Annotated in this window: 14 protein-coding genes and 1 other annotated feature; of the genes, 5 read left to right on the forward strand and 9 right to left on the reverse strand. The window is 32.0% G+C overall.

The window, feature by feature from the left end; all coding sequences use genetic code 11:
• Nucleotides 1–112 precede the first annotated feature (112 nt).
• Complete coding sequence (locus ACWJKP_RS06185) at nucleotides 113–1,426, forward strand: 2-hydroxycarboxylate transporter family protein (RefSeq protein ID WP_202881885.1); 1,314 nt, start codon at nucleotides 113–115, stop codon at nucleotides 1,424–1,426.
• Nucleotides 1,427–2,019: 593 nt separating this feature from the next.
• Nucleotides 2,020–2,727, forward strand: a complete 708-nt coding sequence (locus ACWJKP_RS06190; protein WP_165414078.1) for a DUF975 family protein — start codon at nucleotides 2,020–2,022, stop codon at nucleotides 2,725–2,727.
• Between the two features lie 149 nt (nucleotides 2,728–2,876).
• Here ACWJKP_RS06190 and ACWJKP_RS06195 read toward each other — a convergent pair whose 3' ends face one another.
• The 5 genes from ACWJKP_RS06195 to ACWJKP_RS06215 all read right to left on the reverse strand — a co-directional run bounded on the left by ACWJKP_RS06195 (nucleotide 2,877) and on the right by ACWJKP_RS06215 (nucleotide 7,990).
• Nucleotides 2,877–4,022, reverse strand: a complete 1,146-nt coding sequence (locus ACWJKP_RS06195) for an ABC transporter permease (protein WP_165414079.1) — start codon at nucleotides 4,020–4,022, stop codon at nucleotides 2,877–2,879.
• A 1-nt stretch (nucleotide 4,023) separates the two neighbouring features.
• On the reverse strand, nucleotides 4,024–5,148 hold the full coding sequence (locus ACWJKP_RS06200; RefSeq protein WP_165414080.1) for an ABC transporter permease: 1,125 nt from the start codon (nucleotides 5,146–5,148) through the stop codon (nucleotides 4,024–4,026).
• Nucleotides 5,149–5,158: 10 nt separating this feature from the next.
• Entirely contained in the window at nucleotides 5,159–6,094 is a 936-nt protein-coding gene (locus ACWJKP_RS06205; protein ID WP_165414081.1) for an ABC transporter ATP-binding protein, read from the reverse strand.
• 117 nt (nucleotides 6,095–6,211) lie between these two features.
• A complete protein-coding gene (locus ACWJKP_RS06210) occupies nucleotides 6,212–6,844 on the reverse strand; it encodes a response regulator transcription factor (RefSeq protein ID WP_165414082.1) in 633 nt (210 codons plus the stop codon).
• 36 nt (nucleotides 6,845–6,880) lie between these two features.
• On the reverse strand, nucleotides 6,881–7,990 hold the full coding sequence (locus ACWJKP_RS06215) for a sensor histidine kinase (protein ID WP_165414083.1): 1,110 nt from the start codon (nucleotides 7,988–7,990) through the stop codon (nucleotides 6,881–6,883).
• 273 nt (nucleotides 7,991–8,263) lie between these two features.
• Nucleotides 8,264–8,496 (forward strand) — a binding site (T-box leader).
• 66 nt (nucleotides 8,497–8,562) lie between these two features.
• Between ACWJKP_RS06215 and ilvA the strand changes: the two genes are divergently transcribed.
• Complete coding sequence (ilvA, locus tag ACWJKP_RS06220; RefSeq protein ID WP_165414084.1) at nucleotides 8,563–9,807, forward strand: threonine ammonia-lyase; 1,245 nt, start codon at nucleotides 8,563–8,565, stop codon at nucleotides 9,805–9,807.
• 392 nt (nucleotides 9,808–10,199) lie between these two features.
• Here ilvA and ACWJKP_RS06225 read toward each other — a convergent pair whose 3' ends face one another.
• The 3 genes from ACWJKP_RS06225 to ACWJKP_RS06235 all read right to left on the reverse strand — a co-directional run bounded on the left by ACWJKP_RS06225 (nucleotide 10,200) and on the right by ACWJKP_RS06235 (nucleotide 13,570).
• Entirely contained in the window at nucleotides 10,200–12,014 is a 1,815-nt protein-coding gene (locus tag ACWJKP_RS06225; RefSeq protein WP_165414085.1) for an urease accessory protein UreH domain-containing protein, read from the reverse strand.
• A 242-nt stretch (nucleotides 12,015–12,256) separates the two neighbouring features.
• The gene (locus ACWJKP_RS06230; RefSeq protein WP_165414086.1) at nucleotides 12,257–12,847 is read right to left on the reverse strand and encodes a TlpA family protein disulfide reductase; all 591 of its coding nucleotides are present in this window, start codon (nucleotides 12,845–12,847) and stop codon (nucleotides 12,257–12,259) included.
• Between the two features lie 18 nt (nucleotides 12,848–12,865).
• A complete protein-coding gene (locus ACWJKP_RS06235; RefSeq protein WP_165414087.1) occupies nucleotides 12,866–13,570 on the reverse strand; it encodes a cytochrome c biogenesis CcdA family protein in 705 nt (234 codons plus the stop codon).
• Nucleotides 13,571–13,951: 381 nt separating this feature from the next.
• On the opposite strand from ACWJKP_RS06235, the gene ACWJKP_RS06240 reads away from it, so the two are divergent.
• Together ACWJKP_RS06240 and ACWJKP_RS06245 are read left to right on the forward strand one after the other, a co-directional pair.
• Nucleotides 13,952–14,218 carry a metal-sensing transcriptional repressor gene (locus ACWJKP_RS06240; protein WP_165414088.1) on the forward strand — a complete coding sequence of 89 codons (267 nt, stop codon included), beginning with the start codon at nucleotides 13,952–13,954 and terminating at the stop codon, nucleotides 14,216–14,218.
• 24 nt (nucleotides 14,219–14,242) lie between these two features.
• Nucleotides 14,243–16,681 (forward strand): heavy metal translocating P-type ATPase, encoded by a 2,439-nt coding sequence (locus ACWJKP_RS06245; RefSeq protein ID WP_165414089.1) that lies wholly within the window; start codon nucleotides 14,243–14,245, stop codon nucleotides 16,679–16,681.
• 170 nt (nucleotides 16,682–16,851) lie between these two features.
• On the opposite strand, the gene ACWJKP_RS06250 is transcribed toward ACWJKP_RS06245, so the two are convergent.
• Nucleotides 16,852–17,511: a 3-oxoacid CoA-transferase subunit B gene (locus ACWJKP_RS06250; protein WP_165414090.1), complete on the reverse strand. Its 660-nt coding sequence runs from the start codon at nucleotides 17,509–17,511 to the stop codon at nucleotides 16,852–16,854.
• Nucleotides 17,512–17,521: the final 10 nt, after the last annotated feature.

Consider the following 17,521-nt stretch of genomic DNA (forward strand, 5'->3'; position numbering starts at 1 on the left):
TGCATCAGCATGAAAACGGTATCTTTTTCCTTGATTGCCTCAATAAATAATTGTTTCTAGGTTAGGTTTTGAATAAATAATTAAATATCATTAATATTAGAGGAGGATAAGTATGTTAGCTGAGAAGAGGGTTAGTATGTTAAATGAAAAGAAAACACCTGAAATAATGGGTATTAAGGTTCAGTATTTTGCAATTATTACTATGGTCATGTTTGTAGGTGCATATATGGATGTGCTTCCACCTGGAATAGTAAGCGTATTGCCTTTAATGCTAGTTATTGGTACTGTTCTTTACCTTATTGGAGACAATCTACCTATAGTAAAAGATTATTTTGGAGGTGGTGCTATTGTAGTTATTTTTGGATCTTCTGCTTTAGCGACCTATAAGATTTTACCAGAGGGAGTAATAACTTCAGCTACTGCTTTTATGACCAGTGGTGGATTTTTAGATCTATTTATATGTGGTCTTATTGCTGGAAGCCTTTTAGGAATTAACAGAAAATTACTTCTGCAAGCTGTTGTTAGATATCTTCCATGTCTTTTAGGTGGGATCATAGCAGCTCTTGGATTAGTAGGATTATTTGGAATTATTTTAGGGTATGGCGCAAAGGAAGCTATTTTTTATATAGGAATACCTATTATGGGTGGTGGAATGGGTGCTGGTGCTGTTCCATTAGCTAAGATATTTGGTGCTACGCTTAATCAAGATCCTAAAATTATTATGTCTATAATGACTCCGGCAGTAGCTTTAGGTAATGCTTTTGCGATTGTGGCTGCGGGTATTTTAAATAAAATAGGTAAAGTTAAGCCGAGTTTAACAGGAAATGGAGAATTAATAATACCTAATTCAAAGACTGAGCTCGATGCGGAAAATGAGGTAGAAGATAAATCTAATGACTTGGAATTATATGCAATTGGTATATTATTATCTGGTGCATTTTTGACTGCAGGTTATATTGTAGGAAAATTTTTACCAACTATTCATGCTTATGCCTGGATGATTCTTATTGTTATTCTTGTTAAAATGACGGGTGCACTACCTGCTAAATGCGAATATGCTTGTAGTGTGTGGTACTCATTTGTAATGAAAAATTTTACGGTTGTTGTTTTGGTAGGTGTAGGAATTGCATATACTGATCTTAATGCGGTTATTTCAGCTTTAACATTTAAGTATATAATACTTGTTGGTATTACTATAATTGGTGCGGTAATTGGGTCTGGAGTTGTAGCTAGATATGTTGGTTTCTACCCGGTAGAAACTTCTATTTCTGCTGGATTGTGTATGGCTAATATGGGTGGTTCAGGGGATGTTGCCGTATTAACCGCAGCTAAAAGAATGAAACTGATGCCCTTTGCTGCAATTTCATCACGCTTAGGAGGGGCACTTATTCTTATAATTGCTAGCGTTTTACTTAGATTGTTTTAACGACATTTCAAAAGGAAAGTCTACCTCTTCTATAAGAGGGGGTATCAGACTATAACAAAGAGAAAACTTCGGTGGGAGTTTAAATCTCCTTCTGAAGTCGTTAAGATTGCAGCACCGCAGGTGATGATTTAACGACATTTAAATAATCCATAGTTAATTCTCAATTGTTGAAAATTAACTTTTGCGTACTTTTGGCATAGTATATAAGAAAGAGAACAATTGATTTTATCTTACTGTTTTGTTAATACAGATATAAAGCATTTTCGTAAATAAAACCCAGTGAATGTGGTTACTGGGTTTTGTTTTATTCTATATTTCAAATTTGAGGGGTGATTTATGACATTGAATGAAAAAATATTGCAAGAGAAGGAAGTTGAATATATAGAAATAGATTTACTAATAAAAAATGTTCAGGTAATGACGGCAGCTATCTATGAAATAGCAAATTAATAGATAGGAGCTAACGTTAAGTAATCTCCTACTACCACGGGTATTTATTTTACTTGGTTTAAAAATGCGGTAATAAGCATATTATATATAGTGTACCAATTTTAAGTAATTAATAAAACCAAAGCAACACAAGGGGGATTTATATGGATGGTTATGACTCAAAATCAAAAAGTAATAAGGAAATACGTCAAGAAGCAAGGGAGGATTTATCAGGTAATTGGATTGTAGCTATAATAGTTTGTGTATTAGCCTGGATTTTCACAGAAATGTTTATACAGGGACCTGATATTAAAGAAAGGGTAAATTGGGTTATTAATAATCCTATACATGAAATATTTAAATATAGCACTACAATTAGTGATGGTAGAATTCAAAATATATGGGGAGTTATAGTACTGATTATCGGAGGGCCCATAACTTTTGGCGTTTCAATGTTTTTTCTAAAGTTAATACGAAAGACTAATGCTAAAATCGAGGACGTTTTTATGGGGTTTAAGTATTTCGGGAAGACATTTTTGTTGAACTTATTAATGGGTATATTTATATTGTTATGGACTTTATTGCTTATAATACCGGGAATAATCGCTAGTTTTAGTTATTCTATGGCATACTATATACTAATCGATAATCCCGAATTAACCTCTTTGGAGGCTATAAACCGTAGCAAAGAGATGATGAATGGATATAAAGGGAAATTATTTTGTCTGTATCTAAGCTTTGCAGGGTGGTTTATATTATGTTTAGTCACTTTAGGAATAGGGTTCATATGGCTTGAACCGTATATACAGACATCCACAGCAGTTTTCTATCAAGGGTTAAAGAGTGATTCTAATGAAAAAAAACTACTTTAGTAGAAAAGATAGATAAATTAAGTGGGTGATTCTAATGTATTTATATAATGAAATGGTTAGTAAACAGAAGTTGGAACAATGGGATATATTGAAATGAAATAAACTAATTTCTGATTAATATGAAAGGAGCCAACAATCGTTGGCTCCTTTTATATAAAACTTTTAACACTTTCACTACTTTTCATCTTATACATACCAATTAGGAAAAATGCTAGTGAAAAAGCTACAAGTATTCCAAGTAACGGCACAATTTCTAAAAAAGTTTTACCATTTTGGAGCTGCCTAATCGCTTCTAATACCCAAGTTTGTGGTAAAAAATTGGCTATCTGCTGCATAGTTTTAGACATAAGCTCAATTGGCCAAAAACACCCTGAAAGCATACATGTCGGCGTTATTACTAAGGTAGCCATCACTCCTACTTGACTTGTAGTTTTTGAAAAAGCAACTAATAGAATACCGAGTGTTACACAAACAAATCCAAATAAAGTGAGTATTGCAAGTAGCTGCAAATCAGGTACTCCAGTAGTCAATTTTAAAATATACTTAGAAAAAAATATTACTAAAATTGATTGTGCTACCATTATACACATATTAGCCATTATATTGGCCCCAATATATATTCTACTGTTTACAGGAGTCGTAAATATTCTAAAGTAGGTTTTCTCTTTCTTTTCCTTTAAAATAAGCCCTGAAGTGGTAGTTGCGCCTTGAAGCATAAACATTATTAAAAATCCTATACTTTGAACAGTTTTTAATTTATCAAGGGATTCATCTTTAACTACATTTTTATGAAGAGTAAGAGTTTGAATCTTAGATCCTTCATAAAGTTTATTAAATATAACGTTATCCCCACCTGATGCTTTTCCTAGCATCATGAGACTTTTAACATAATAATTTACATAGGTTTGAACCCGAGTCGTAACTTCTTGCCCTTTAATTGCAGTAATCTGTATTTTACTTATTGCTCCATTATGAACACTTTCATCAAAGTTTGCAGGTATTGTAATTACACAATCAACCTTACCTTCTGCAACTAAATTATTTATTTCTTCATCTTTAATTTCTTGAATTTTAAATTTATCCTGTTTATTTAAAGCAGCAACAAAATCTTTAGCTATTACCCCATTTCCAGCTTTATTGTTTATTCCTACTTTAATATTTGAATCCATTGAGGAATAAACGGACATAACAAATATAACAATTACAACTGGAAGAATTAAGTATACTATAATATTAGACTTCTTTCTAAAAGTGATTTTTAATGTATTAATTGCAAGCAAAAATAAATTTCTCATATTATGCATTCTCCTTTCTAAACAACAAGGAAGATATAGCAAGAAATATTACAGCTACGCCTATATTAATCAAAATTGCTGTGGAAACCTTGCTGTAATTATTATTATAAACCACGTCAAATATAGATCTATTAACCCATCTTACAGGTGATAAATAGGTTATTGATTGAAAAGTTTTGCTTCCAAAACCATCTACAGGCATATAACTTCCTCCAAGGAATACCATTACAGGTATTATAAAATTTAAAACTCCATTTGCCACATTTTCATTTTTGAAAATAAATCCAAGCCCAACACCTATGCTTATTGCCATGATTATTTGAGATGTAAATATTAGTAATACAGTAAAAATATCATTCCCCCAATTTGCACGAAGGACATATTTACTAAACAAAATAACAATAGCAATCTGAATAATTGTACCTATAACTCCACCTATTGTTTTTCCAATAAGAAACTCATATTTTTTAACAGGACTTATCAAAATCCTATCTCTAGTTTTTGAATTTTTCTCACTTGCAATTCCAAAGAGACCTGTCATTCCTGAATACATAATTATTAGAGCTATTTCTGCAATTGTATAATAATCTAAAGAGGAGGGCTGGATTGCTTTATTAAGAGAATTAATTGTAGAATAGTTGTCATTGCTATCACTTAGCAAACTATTTATTATATGTGGATTTACTTTGCTAATATCTACAATTACATTAAATTCTTGTACATAGGTAGATAGAATACTTTCAACCACACCAGCCTTGAGGCTTTCTACATTGCTCTTGTAAAATTCTATCTTATTATTACTTTTCATTTCTATGATTGCATCGTACTCTTTAGAAATTAATTTTTTCTTAGCAGAATCCATATTATCCATTTTTGTAAATTCTATTTTAAATTCTTTTCCTTTTTCAATAAAACTAGTTTTTAAATTATCCGAAACAACACCTGTACCTTCAATGCTATATAAAACTTTAGGTGTACCAATATCAAGAGTTTTAGTAAACTCTGATTTAAATGCTGCACTAATCAGAACTATTAGCGCTATTGGAAATAATATCATCATTGCCATTGATTTTCTATCTCGAAAAGTATGTTTTACTTCCTTTATAATTATAGAAATAATATTCATTTTCTCACCTCTAATCCCTTAATTTTCTACCGGTAAGTGTTAAAAATACAGTTTCTAAATCTGGTACTTTGTTCTCAATATTTTTAATTGGAATTCCATTATCCGTGAAATATAAAATTATCTTATCTAAATTGTTAATTTCCTTTAAACTGTCAATTTTAACTTTGTTTTCATTTATGAGGACATTCGTAACTCCCTTTAGTTCCTTTAATTGTTCTTCATTAATTACCGTACCATCGATAACCGTAACCTCAACAGTATTTTTATCTGTAACAATAGCTTTGAGTTCTTCCTTGGTACCTGTTACAATAACCTTCCCATGATCAATAATACTTATCATCGTTGAGATTGCTTCTACTTCTTCCATGTAATGAGTTGTATAAATAATGGTACATCCTCTTTCATTTAATTTCTTCACAGAGTCAAGTATATGATTTCTTGATTGTGGATCGATACCTACTGTAGGCTCATCCATTATTAAAAGCTTAGGGGTATGGGCAATTGCGCATGCTATATTTAATCTTCTTTTCATTCCTCCAGAGAAACTAGCTGGCATACTCTTAGCTTTATCACTAAGACCAACGAATTCTAGAGCTTCTTGGGCTTTCTTTTTTAATTCTTCCCCTTTAAGACCATAGAGACTTGCAAAAAACTTTACGTTTTCGAGGCAAGTTAAATCTTCGTATACTGCTATGTCTTGAGGAACTACACCAATGTTTCTCTTTGCATTATTCGAATTTTTCTGATTATCTTTTCCAAGTATTTCAATAGAACCTTTTGTCGTTGTAATTAACCCACAAATCATATTTATAATGGTACCCTTACCTGCTCCATTAGGCCCAAGTAAGCCATAAATTTCTCCCTCTTTAATGGAAAAATCTATATTATCAACTGCAGTAAAGTCTCCAAATTTTTTAGTTAATCCTTTTATTTTAACAATATCCAAAATAATACCCCCTAAAACTTTTTTGTTTTTAGTAATTTCTATGCTTTTATTATATAAAAAAAAGACTTCTACTGTGAGTGCAGAAAGTCACTTTTACAACATGACAAAGGTCACATTCTATTTATTTCCACCATTTAAATAATAAATAGCAATTTGTGTTCGATGCTCTAGACTTGTTTTATCTAAAATTGAAGTAATGTAATTTTTCACAGTACCCTCTGAAATAAACAATCTTTCTGAAATCTTTCTATTTGATAATCCATCAGCGATTGCCTCCATTATCTCTACCTCTCTCCCAGTAAATAAATCCCTATTTAATTTACTACTATTATCACTATCTATTCTTTTTAACACTTTATCTATTATGCCTTCCTGCATAACCATATTCCCACTGTATACTACCTTTATTGCAGCTTTAATTTTATCTGGAGAATTATTTTTAAGAATATATCCCTTCGCACCATAACGAATTGCTGCATTTATATATTCGTCTTCATCAAAGGTAGTAAGAATGAGGCATTTTGTTGAAGTCTTTATAGCGATTTCCTTTATGGCCTCCACACCATTTAAAACTGGCATTCTTATATCCAAAAGTGCAACATCTACTAAGTTGTTTAAACAATAGTCTATAGCTTCCTGACCATTTTTCACACAGGCCATCACAATAAATTCTTCGTCTAAACCAATTATTATTTTTAGACCTTCTCGAATAAGTGAATCATCATCAGCAATCAAAATCTTAATCGGCAATTTAACCCCACCCTTTTACTAAATTTCAATTAATCCCTAAATAGGAAGCAAAATAATTACTGAAAACCCACTAGAACCATCTAAAATAACTTTTCCATTTAAATTCATAGTTCTTTCTTCTATTCCTGATAGGCCAAGATCTTTTTTTATGATGATGCACCCTATGCCATCATCCTTTATTTCTACTTTAAGTAAAGTGTTAAGCACTTCCACATTTACTTTGACATTCTTAGCTTCAGAATATTTAATTATATTGGTAAAAGTTTCTTTTATGTTATCGCATATGACCTTCCATTCAATATAGGAAATCCTCTCCAAATTATTGCTGTAATATAAACATGCATTGATTTTACCTTTATTGTTAAACTCATCTACAAGTAGCTTTATTTTGTTTATACCTAACTGTTCTGCTCCAGGTTTAATATTTTTCAATGTGTATCTTATGCTTTCCATTCCATCTCTAAGTACATTTATTGTATTTTGAATAATAGCTTTACTTTTATTACTATCCTTGTCCATAATAAGTTTTGCAGCCTCTAGTTGCATTAGACTTCCAGAGATGCTATGACCTAATTTATCATGTATTTCCTGAGCAATATTATTTCTTTCTTGCAACTGTGAAGTATATATTATTTGATTTTTGTATTCCATTTGATTATTTAAACTCATCAATAATCTATAGTTTTTCTCTTTAAGCTCATCATTTTTAATAGTAAGTTTTTTCAGTTTATTTTCAATGATTAAAATGAAATAGTATGCTACAAGACTAAATAAGGAAGCACCCAAGTATTCGCATATCATAATGGTTTTGTTAATAATAAAACCAGATATTAGTAAAACAAACAAAATAAATATAACTTTTATTTTACCGATAAATATTTCAAAAAAATTTATTGGTAACAATATAAAAAATATAGGAGTGACAAAAAAATTGCAAATCAAAAGATCAAGAATTGATATGATTAAAAAGATAAGCTTACATCTCTTATTTGAAACTAATGATTTGCTTATATTAATAATCACATAAAAAAGTAGTGATATAATCACTACATAGTTGCTACAAGGAGAGTTGAAATTTCCCTTTACCAGCAGACTACTCACATAAATTAGTAAAATTAATTTATTTAATATAATCCAATTTTCCATAAAAGCACCTCTACCTATTAAAAATTACGCAAATACTTGAGCTATTTTGTTAATATTCATAAATCTCTATAAAATATACCATTATTGTAATTCTATATTAATTTAATTTTATCCTTCAATTATAGAAAAATAACTTCATTATAGTACTTCAGACTAAAGCGGAAGTAGTGTTAGGATGATGGCATAATAGAAAATAAAAAAATTGAAATTTTTATTTTTTTAATTGACATTGTGAATATTTAATGTTAAAATTCTCCTTAAAATAAGTATATTGTTAATGCGAAGACGGAGAATGTTATTTTATAAACTTTAGTTACAGAGAGTCGATGTTTGCTGAAAGTCGATACTAGGTAAAAGATACAAATCACTCCTGAGCTGCTTGTCCGAATAAAGTAAGATAAGCCGGTGAGCCCCGATAAAAGGCATAGGTTTTAACGAACCGAAAAGAGAGGTGTCTTTTAAAAGACACAATTAAGGTGGTACCGCGATTAATACTCGTCCTTGGATTTATTTCCAAGGGCGATTTTTTTTGTAAAACAATAACACAATTTAAAAAATAGGAGGTTTTAAATATGCAAAAATCAGAATTAAAATTGTTATCAAATCAGACATTAGAATATCATCTTTCAAAAATTCAAGGGGCACAGGCAAACCTAAAAGATGTGTCTATAAAAACAGCTCTTATATACAGTGATGTTTTCAGTAATGAATGTGGAAATTCCATTTATATTAAACCTGAGAATTTGCAGATTACTGGTGCCTTTAAAATTCGTGGGGCTTATAATAAGCTTTGTACCTTAACCCCTTCGCAAAGGAAAAGAGGTGTGATTGCATCTTCCGCTGGAAATCACGCCCAAGGGGTTGCATATTCAGCTGAAAAATTAGGGATTGCGGCTACCATTGTAATGCCTAAAACAACGCCTCTTATCAAAGTTGAGGCCACGAAAAGCTATGGTGCAAATGTGATTCTAATAGGAGACTGTTACGATGAAGCTTATACAGAAGCTAAAAGATTAGAACAAGAACATAATTATGTTTTTGTACATCCCTTTGATGATTTGGATGTAATGTATGGTCAAGGTACTATAGCTTGCGAAATTTTTGAGGAAATTAAAGATATAGATTGTATCCTTGTACCTGTTGGTGGTGGGGGATTAATCGCCGGAATTGCCCTTGCAGCAAAAGCCTTAAAACCTAAAATTAAAATAATAGGTGTTGAGCCCGAAGGTGCAAAGGCAATGAAGGAATCAATGGACAATAAAAAAATTGTAAACCTTGAAACAGTTCGTACTATAGCTGATGGTGTGGCTGTAAAAAAACCTGGGAATCTAACCTTTGAAATCATAAAAAATTATGTAGATGAAATTGTAACAGTTTCAGATTTTGATATAATGGAGTCATTTCTTATTCTTTTAGAAAAACACAAGCTTATTGCAGAAGCTTCTGGTGCATTGTCATTTGCAGGACTCAAGAAAATACAAGAAAAAGGTAAAAAGGTGGCCTGCGTTTTAAGCGGCGGAAATATTGACGTTGTTACAATTTCCTCTATGATAAATAGAGGTTTGGTTTCAAGGGGAAGACTATTCTGCTTTAGTATAGAACTGTCAGATATACCAGGAGAGCTTGTCAAAGTCTCATCAATCTTGGCAAACGCAAATGCCAATGTAGTGAAGCTTGATCATAATCAATTTAAAACTAATGATCGTTTTATGCAAGTTCAGCTTGAAATTACTGTAGAAGCAAATGGTCACGATCATGTGAATACCATTATAAATGAATTAAACAATGCTGGATATACAGTTAATAAAATATACTAATTCACAGCTTTCTACCTTTTACAAATGGTACTGATATTTAGGATTATGAAACTACAATCACTGCACGGTGTGGTTGTTTAAGTCAAAGCACTGGGATGTAATCAATCAATAATTTAGAGCCATTCAATAGGGTGGAAAAAGATGATTGAATGGCTTAATCTTGGTTTTTATTTAGCTCGCAGCAGGGTAACATCATTAGAATATGTTTCATTGAACTAAATTATTGAAGCTCATGAGGATACTATAAGCGTAGAAAGTACAATAAACCAAGGCAGTCAATTTATAGTGAAATTACCTATGGATACATAAAAACTTTTTCCTTTACGTTGTTAACTTAAAGGAAAAAGTTTTAGTTATAGTAATGATGAATTAGTTAATGTATATCATAAAAATTAACCACCTATATAATCTTTTCTAATCTTTTCTAAATTCGCATTTTTTAAATCATCTACAATAACCACACCACCTACAATACTGCCATCTTTTATAATCAAATAGATACCGCTTCCACTAAAGGTGGTAGTTACTTTAACAGTTCCTTTTTTACCTTTAAAAGTAGTTATGTTGTTACCAGTGTCTGGTGCAGCAATTTCAAAGGTTCCATCCGGATTGTCAAATCCATTTAAATCAAAGCTTAAAATTGTATTAACATTTTTAGCCGCAACTACAATCAAGGGTTCAAATTCATATCCTGTACCTTTAATTGAAAGAGCCTGGTTGCTTCCTGAAATCACAGCTTTTTGGATCAATCTACTGGTTTCAACTTTACTCAAATCCGTACCATAAATACTTGGTTTTTCAGGGGTAGCAGGTGCGTCAGTTGTGCTACCCATATTACAACCAGGCATTCCACTAGATGGAGCTGGCACAGAAGGATCAGGTTTTGAAGTGTCCGCAGCTTCCACATTATCAACTACCTTAAATATACCCCTAATCATGCCCATTCCGCAACTGAAGTTTATATCTTTATCATTTGGTGTAAATTCAATAACATTCTCACCGGGCTTCAAAGTTTTCTGAATGTTTAAGGATGGAATAATTATTTGGCTGTTACAGGAATTTAATGATTTACCATCAATTATCCATTTTACAGGCATATTTTTCTGTATATATAAACCATTTGGTGTATAGCCTGCACCGTCTGCGGTCATCTTAACTACCTGAACTCCATTCTCTATAGTTGCCTTAGCAGCTGGTGTAGCTGATTCCAATGTTTTGTTACCAGATAAACTAGTAGCTAATGAAGATGTAGATGGCACATTTACACCAGCTAATGCTAGTCCTCTACTTCCCATTACAATACCCAAAACTACAACCAGTATTCCACTAAATTTTAAAAGAGTTTTTGTATATCCTTTAGTAATGAGACCTGATAATGCGCCAAATGTTAACATTAAAGGTACTGTACCGAGAGAAAATATTAGCATAGATAAGGCTCCGTTAAAAGCACTTCCAGTTCCTAAAGCATATAGTTGCATTGTCTGAAGGGGCCCACAGGGCATAAGTCCATTTAGAACACCAACTAAAAAAGGAGTCTTTGGTTTCTTCTTAACTGAGCAAGAAGACCATGGAAGCTTTATATTAAACTTTCTAAATAGGCTATATCCACTCATATTAAGTCCCATTATTATCATAAAGACACCGGCAAATATTTGGAGCCCAGCCTTTACGGGTAGTGAGAGTGAAAGCACGGAACCTAGAGCACCTACTATCCCACCAATTACTGTATATGCTAGAACTCTACCTGCATTATATAGAAGTGCAGGTTTAATGGAATCGAATTTACTTTTACTATCTTTATTTATACTTTGGGAAAGCATTACTCCACCACACATGCCTACGCAATGTATTGAGGTAAGGACTCCAACAATGAATAGAACAAAATATGTAGCCCCATTTAGTCTAGAGGTCATATCAATTCCACCTGATGAATTTCCAATTAATATAATTGCCGCTACAATTATAAATATACCTACTATTTTGTGGTTATTTGAACTTTCTATGCTATAACCAGCTGCTTTTATGGCAGTCCTAATTTTTTCACAATTACACAGATCTGTATCGTATTCTATTGTTAGAGATTGACTACTAAAGCTTGCTAGAGCTTTTTTTACACCAGATAACTTTTTAACGGCTCTTTCTACTTTTGATTCACATGATGTGCACGTCATATCGAAGACTTTTATTTTTTCTTTTTTAATGCTCACATTATTACCTCCTAAAAGTTTTTAATATAATATTTAATGTTGTATTCAATGAATATAAACTTATTATTTAAATTATATAAAAAAGATGTGTAGATTTTATAAAGATATTAGTGCTTTAAAAATAAAGAAATATAGATGATAGGTTTCAAAAAACGCATAATAATTAACATTATTAATGTATATGTTATATAAAAACATTAAATCCAGATAAGTTACTTATCTGGATTTAATGTTGAGTTAGATTATTTATCTAGAGTTTTAATATATTCTTTCATCTGATCAATATTCATAGCACCAGAGTGTTTAGAAATGATATTACCATCTACATCAATGAAATATGAAGTAGGAAGTGATGCTATATTATATTGAGCGGCAACAATCTGATCAGGGTCTGAAAGAACTTTAAAATTATAATTATTACTATCAATAAAGGATTTAACAGTATCTAAAGGTTCACCAATTTCTATAGCTACTATAACTAAATCGCTATCTTTTGTTTCTTGATATAATTTTTCGATTTCAGGCATTTCTGCTTTACAAGGTGGACACCAAGTTGCCCAAAAATTAAGAAAAACCTTTTTACCTTTTAGGTCACTTAAAGATAATTCATTACCATCTAGATCCTTTAATTTGAAATCCAGGGCCTTGATTTTAGAAGCCTTAGGATTTATTCCAATGGGTTGTGTAGGAGCATTATTTTGAGTGGGACTACTTTTGTCTGTATTTTCCACAGATAAGTTAGAGTTAGAAATTGATGCATTATAGGTGTTTAAAGTATGGACAGAGACACCTACAATGATAGCAGCTATAAGTAGTATTAGTAATTTTTTCATATTAATTCTCTCCTTCAATTAAAAATTAATAAAATTCATATATTGACTTAATATGGCTAATTTGTTCGTGAAAATCATAATTCCCATTATTATCATTAAAATGCCACTTATTGCAGAGATTATAGGAAGATATTTTGAAAACTTTCTAAATTGTTTAGTAAAGCTTCCTATGGCCATGGCAGTTAAAATAAATGGAACAGCAAGTCCTAGGGAATACATTATCAAAAGTAAAACCCCTTTACCTACAGAGTTCATACTTGTAGCATAGATGAGTATTGAGGATAATATAGGACCAATGCAAGGTGTCCAACCTGTGGCAAAAGCCATTCCCATTATCACTGAGCTAAAAGGACCTTTGATTTTATCGAAATATAAAAATCTTTTCTCACGATAAAACAATTTTATTTTAAATAATCCAATAGTATGAAGACCGAAAACAACAATAAGAGTTCCTCCTACTTTTCTAAACAAATCTTTATGGGTAATTAGTAATTTACCAAGGGAGGTTATAGAAAGTCCCATTAAAACAAAAATAATAGAAAAGCCTAATACAAACCCAAAGGATTTATATAAAGCAGAAAGTTTAGCTTTGCCATCCTTTAATTCTTCTATAGAAGAACCAGTTAAATAGCTTACATATGCAGGAACCAGTGGAAGGACGCAAGGAGATAAAAATGATAGCAGACCTGCAGAGAAAGCTAGTAATATTGATATGTCATTCAAAAGTAAAACACCTCCAATTTAGTATTAAAAAAATGAGTTAATAAATCAAATAGGTTATTGAGCTTCAACGTAAAATACGAAATAATAAAAATTCCTTTCTATGAAAAAAATCATAACTATAAACATTATACTAAAAAGATGTGGAGATTTTAAGTGCTTATGTAAAATAGATTTTTAAAATAGGGTTCTTCATAAAATCTACATAATAATTAGGTATTATGTGGTTATAGAAATGAAAAGGAGCTGTTTAAATATTAAAAATGCCAACAAAATTATGATATTAATGATCAATTAGTTATAAATTATGTTTATATTATATAATTTATGGTGTACAATACAACTAGATAGCACCCCCTATGGGGGGGGTAAGGAGATGTTTAAATGAATCAAGAAAAAGTAAGGGCATTACAATCGTTGAAAACTTCAAAAGGACAAATTGAAGGGATTATAAAGATGTTAGAAGGCGGAAGATATTGTGTAGATATATCTAACCAAATAATTGCAGCTCAATCTCTTTTAAAGAAAGCTAATTTATTAATATTAAAACAGCATTTAAGTCATTGTGTTAAGGATGCTGTACTTAGTGATAATGGGGATGAGAAGATTGAAGAGATAATTGATTTACTCTCAAAGATTATGGATAAATAATAAAGTTATAGGAGGCAATATAAATTGGAAACAAAATCATTGAAAATTGAAGGAATGACCTGTTCAGCATGTGCTAAGACTATAGAAAGGGTTTCAAAAAAATTACCAGGGGTTTATGATGCAAGTGTAAACTTTGCTACAGAAAAATTAAATATAAATTATGAAGAGTCAAAAATTAAATTATTAGATATACAAAGAGCAGTTGAAAAAGCTGGGTACAAAATAGTAGTGCAAACAACTAATAAAACCTTAAAGATTGAAGGAATGACTTGTTCGGCCTGCGCTAAGAATATAGAAAGAATAACTAGAAAGCTTAATGGAGTTGTGGAATCAAATGTAAACTTTGCCACAGAAAAATTAACTGTTTCTTTTGAACCATCATTAGTAAGGACAGTAGATATAAAGAAGGCAATTGAAAAATCAGGATATAAGGCTCTAGAGGATGAAAGTAATGTAGACGCTGATAAAGAAAAAAAAGAAAAAGAGATAAAGTCTTTATGGAATAGATTTTTAATGTCTGCAATATTTGGAGTTCCATTGTTACTAGTTGCAATGCTACCTATGATTATTACATTACCTGAAGCTATTAACCCGATGATGCATATGGAGACTTATGCTATTTTACAATTGATACTTGTTCTACCAATAATGTATACAGGTAAAAAATATTTTATAGTTGGCTTCAAATCATTATTTAGATTAAGTCCAAATATGGATTCACTTATATCTATTGGAACCTCTGCGGCATTTTTATATAGTTTATTTGCTGTATTTGAAATAACGATTATGGGAAATATGGATTATGAAATGTATTTTGAGTCAGCAGGAGTAATTTTGACACTTATAACTCTTGGGAAGTATTTAGAATCAGTAACTAAGGGGAAAACCTCCGAGGCAATTAAAAAGCTTATGGGGCTTGCTCCAAAAACTGCAATGATAATTCGCAGTAATAAAGAAATAGTGATTCCAATTGATGAAGTAGAAGTTGGAGATATAGTAGTAGTGAGGCCTGGCGAGAAAATGCCTGTGGATGGCGAGGTAATAGACGGAACTACATCAGTAGATGAGTCAATGCTTACAGGTGAGAGTATACCAGTTGAAAAAAGTATTGGACATAATATAATTGGTGCAAGTATAAATAAAAATGGATCTATTAAATATAAAGCAACTAAAGTTGGTAAAGATACGGCACTATCACAAATAATAACCTTAGTTGAAAATGCTCAAGGCTCAAAAGCTCCAATAGCTGCAATGGCAGATGTTATATCAGGTTACTTTGTACCTGTTGTTATAGGACTTGCTCTAGTTTCGTCATTAGCTTGGTTTTTATCTGGAGAAACGGCAGTGTTTTCTCTAACAATATTCATTTCGGTGCTTGTAATAGCGTGCCCTTGTGCTCTGGGCCTTGCAACACCTACAGCAATAATGGTTGGAACAGGAAAAGGCGCAGAGTATGGAGTGCTTATAAAAAGTGGTACAGCGCTCGAAACTGCACATAAAATTCAAACTATAGTATTTGATAAGACTGGAACACTTACGCAAGGAAAACCAAAGGTAACTGATATAGTTACAGTGGAGGGTGCTTCCGCGGAATTCTTACTTCAAATAGCAGCCTCTGCTGAAAAAGGATCTGAACACCCACTAGGTGAGGCTATAGTTAAAGACGCAGAAGAAAAATTATTAGAATTTAAAAAAGTAGAAAGCTTTAAAGCTATACCTGGTTATGGAATAGAAGTTAGTATAGATGGTAATAAAATAATATTAGGAAATAGAAAACTTATGATAGAAAGTGAAATTTCTTTAGAAAAATTAGAAGATGTTTCAAACAAACTAGCTGAAGAAGGTAAGACTCCAATGTATATTGCCATAGAAAATAAGTTAAGTGGAATAATTGCAGTTGCTGACACTGTTAAAGAAAATAGTAAAAAAGCTATAGAGAGACTCCATAGTATGGGAATAGAAGTTGCCATGATAACTGGTGATAATAAAAGGACTGCAGCAGCTATTGGAAAGCAAGTTGGTATTGATAGAATATACGCAGAAGTTCTGCCAGAGGATAAAGCAAATGAAGTTAAAAAACTTCAATCAGAAGGTAAAAAGGTTGCTATGGTTGGAGATGGAATAAACGATGCTCCTGCACTTGCACAGGCTGATATTGGTATAGCTATAGGTTCTGGAACAGACGTTGCAATGGAATCCGCAGATATAGTACTTATGAGAAGTGATTTAATGGATGTACCTACAGCGCTACAGTTAAGTAAGAAAACTATAACAAATATAAAGGAAAATTTATTCTGGGCTTTTGGTTATAATGCATTAGGAATCCCAGTTGCGATGGGAGCACTGCATTTATTTGGAGGTCCGCTTCTAAATCCTATTATTGCAGCACTTGCAATGAGCTTAAGTTCAGTTTCAGTATTAACAAATGCTTTACGATTAAAAGGGTTTAAGCCATTAAGATAAAATTCATGAGAAAAATAAAAGCACAATTAAATTTAAATATGAAAATACCCAAGTATTTTTTAATAAAACAAAACTCCTACTTATAAAAGTGGGAGTTTTGTTTTAGAAGATGAGCAGCTTCGCAGAAGATGATTTAATTCTAGTGTATAAACAATTTTGAAAACAAACATCTACAACTGATATACAGCTACCTTATCAGAAACTGTAAAATCAGCTTCTGTAATACTACGAATGTCCTCAACATTTAGGCCTTCAAATATTTCAGTAAGTACCAGTCCAGTAGGCGTTACCTCAAATACTGCTTTTTCAGTAACGATAATATCGACTACGCCTTTACCTGTAATTGGAAGAAGGCATTTTTTTAGTATCTTAGATCCACTCTTACTAGAATGTTTCAATGTAGCAATAACTTTGCGAGCACCATTTACTAAATCCATAGCCCCACCCATGCCTGGTGCAAATTTTCCTGGAGCAAGTGGCATAGCCCAGTTTGCAATGCTACCCTCTTGATCTACTTCAAGTGCGCCCAGTACTGTGGCGTCAACATGCCCTCCACGAATAATGCAAAATGATGTAGCCAAATCAAAAACCGCAGCTCCGGCTAGTAAGCTAATAGGTTGACCACCAGAGTTTGCAATATCCGGATCTTCCTTGCCTAGTTTTGGAGTAGGGCCAAACATTAAGCAACCGTTTTCGGATTGCAATATTACTTCCACACCCTCAGCTAAATAATTGGCAACTGCTGTAGGCATTCCAAACCCTAAGTTCACTACTTGATCATTACTTAGTTCCTTAGCTGCCCTCCGAGCAATTATTTCTCTTGCTTCCATACTTAATTAC

This window comes from Clostridium sp. CM037 (assembly GCF_055081095.1).

Bases quoted from the DNA above. Each gene is read 5' to 3' on its own strand.
- ACWJKP_RS06185 (WP_202881885.1), top strand. From the start codon at position 113: ATGTTAGCTGAGAAGAGGGTTAGTATGTTAAATGAAAAGAAAACACCT.
- ACWJKP_RS06190 (WP_165414078.1), top strand. From the start codon at position 2,020: ATGGATGGTTATGACTCAAAATCAAAAAGTAATAAGGAAATACGTCAA.
- ACWJKP_RS06195 (WP_165414079.1), bottom strand. From the start codon at position 4,022: ATGAGAAATTTATTTTTGCTTGCAATTAATACATTAAAAATCACTTTT.
- ACWJKP_RS06200 (WP_165414080.1), bottom strand. From the start codon at position 5,148: ATGAATATTATTTCTATAATTATAAAGGAAGTAAAACATACTTTTCGA.
- ACWJKP_RS06215 (WP_165414083.1), bottom strand. From the start codon at position 7,990: ATGGAAAATTGGATTATATTAAATAAATTAATTTTACTAATTTATGTG.
- ilvA (WP_165414084.1), top strand. From the start codon at position 8,563: ATGCAAAAATCAGAATTAAAATTGTTATCAAATCAGACATTAGAATAT.
- ACWJKP_RS06230 (WP_165414086.1), bottom strand. From the start codon at position 12,847: ATGAAAAAATTACTAATACTACTTATAGCTGCTATCATTGTAGGTGTC.
- ACWJKP_RS06240 (WP_165414088.1), top strand. From the start codon at position 13,952: ATGAATCAAGAAAAAGTAAGGGCATTACAATCGTTGAAAACTTCAAAA.
- ACWJKP_RS06250 (WP_165414090.1), bottom strand. From the start codon at position 17,511: ATGGAAGCAAGAGAAATAATTGCTCGGAGGGCAGCTAAGGAACTAAGT.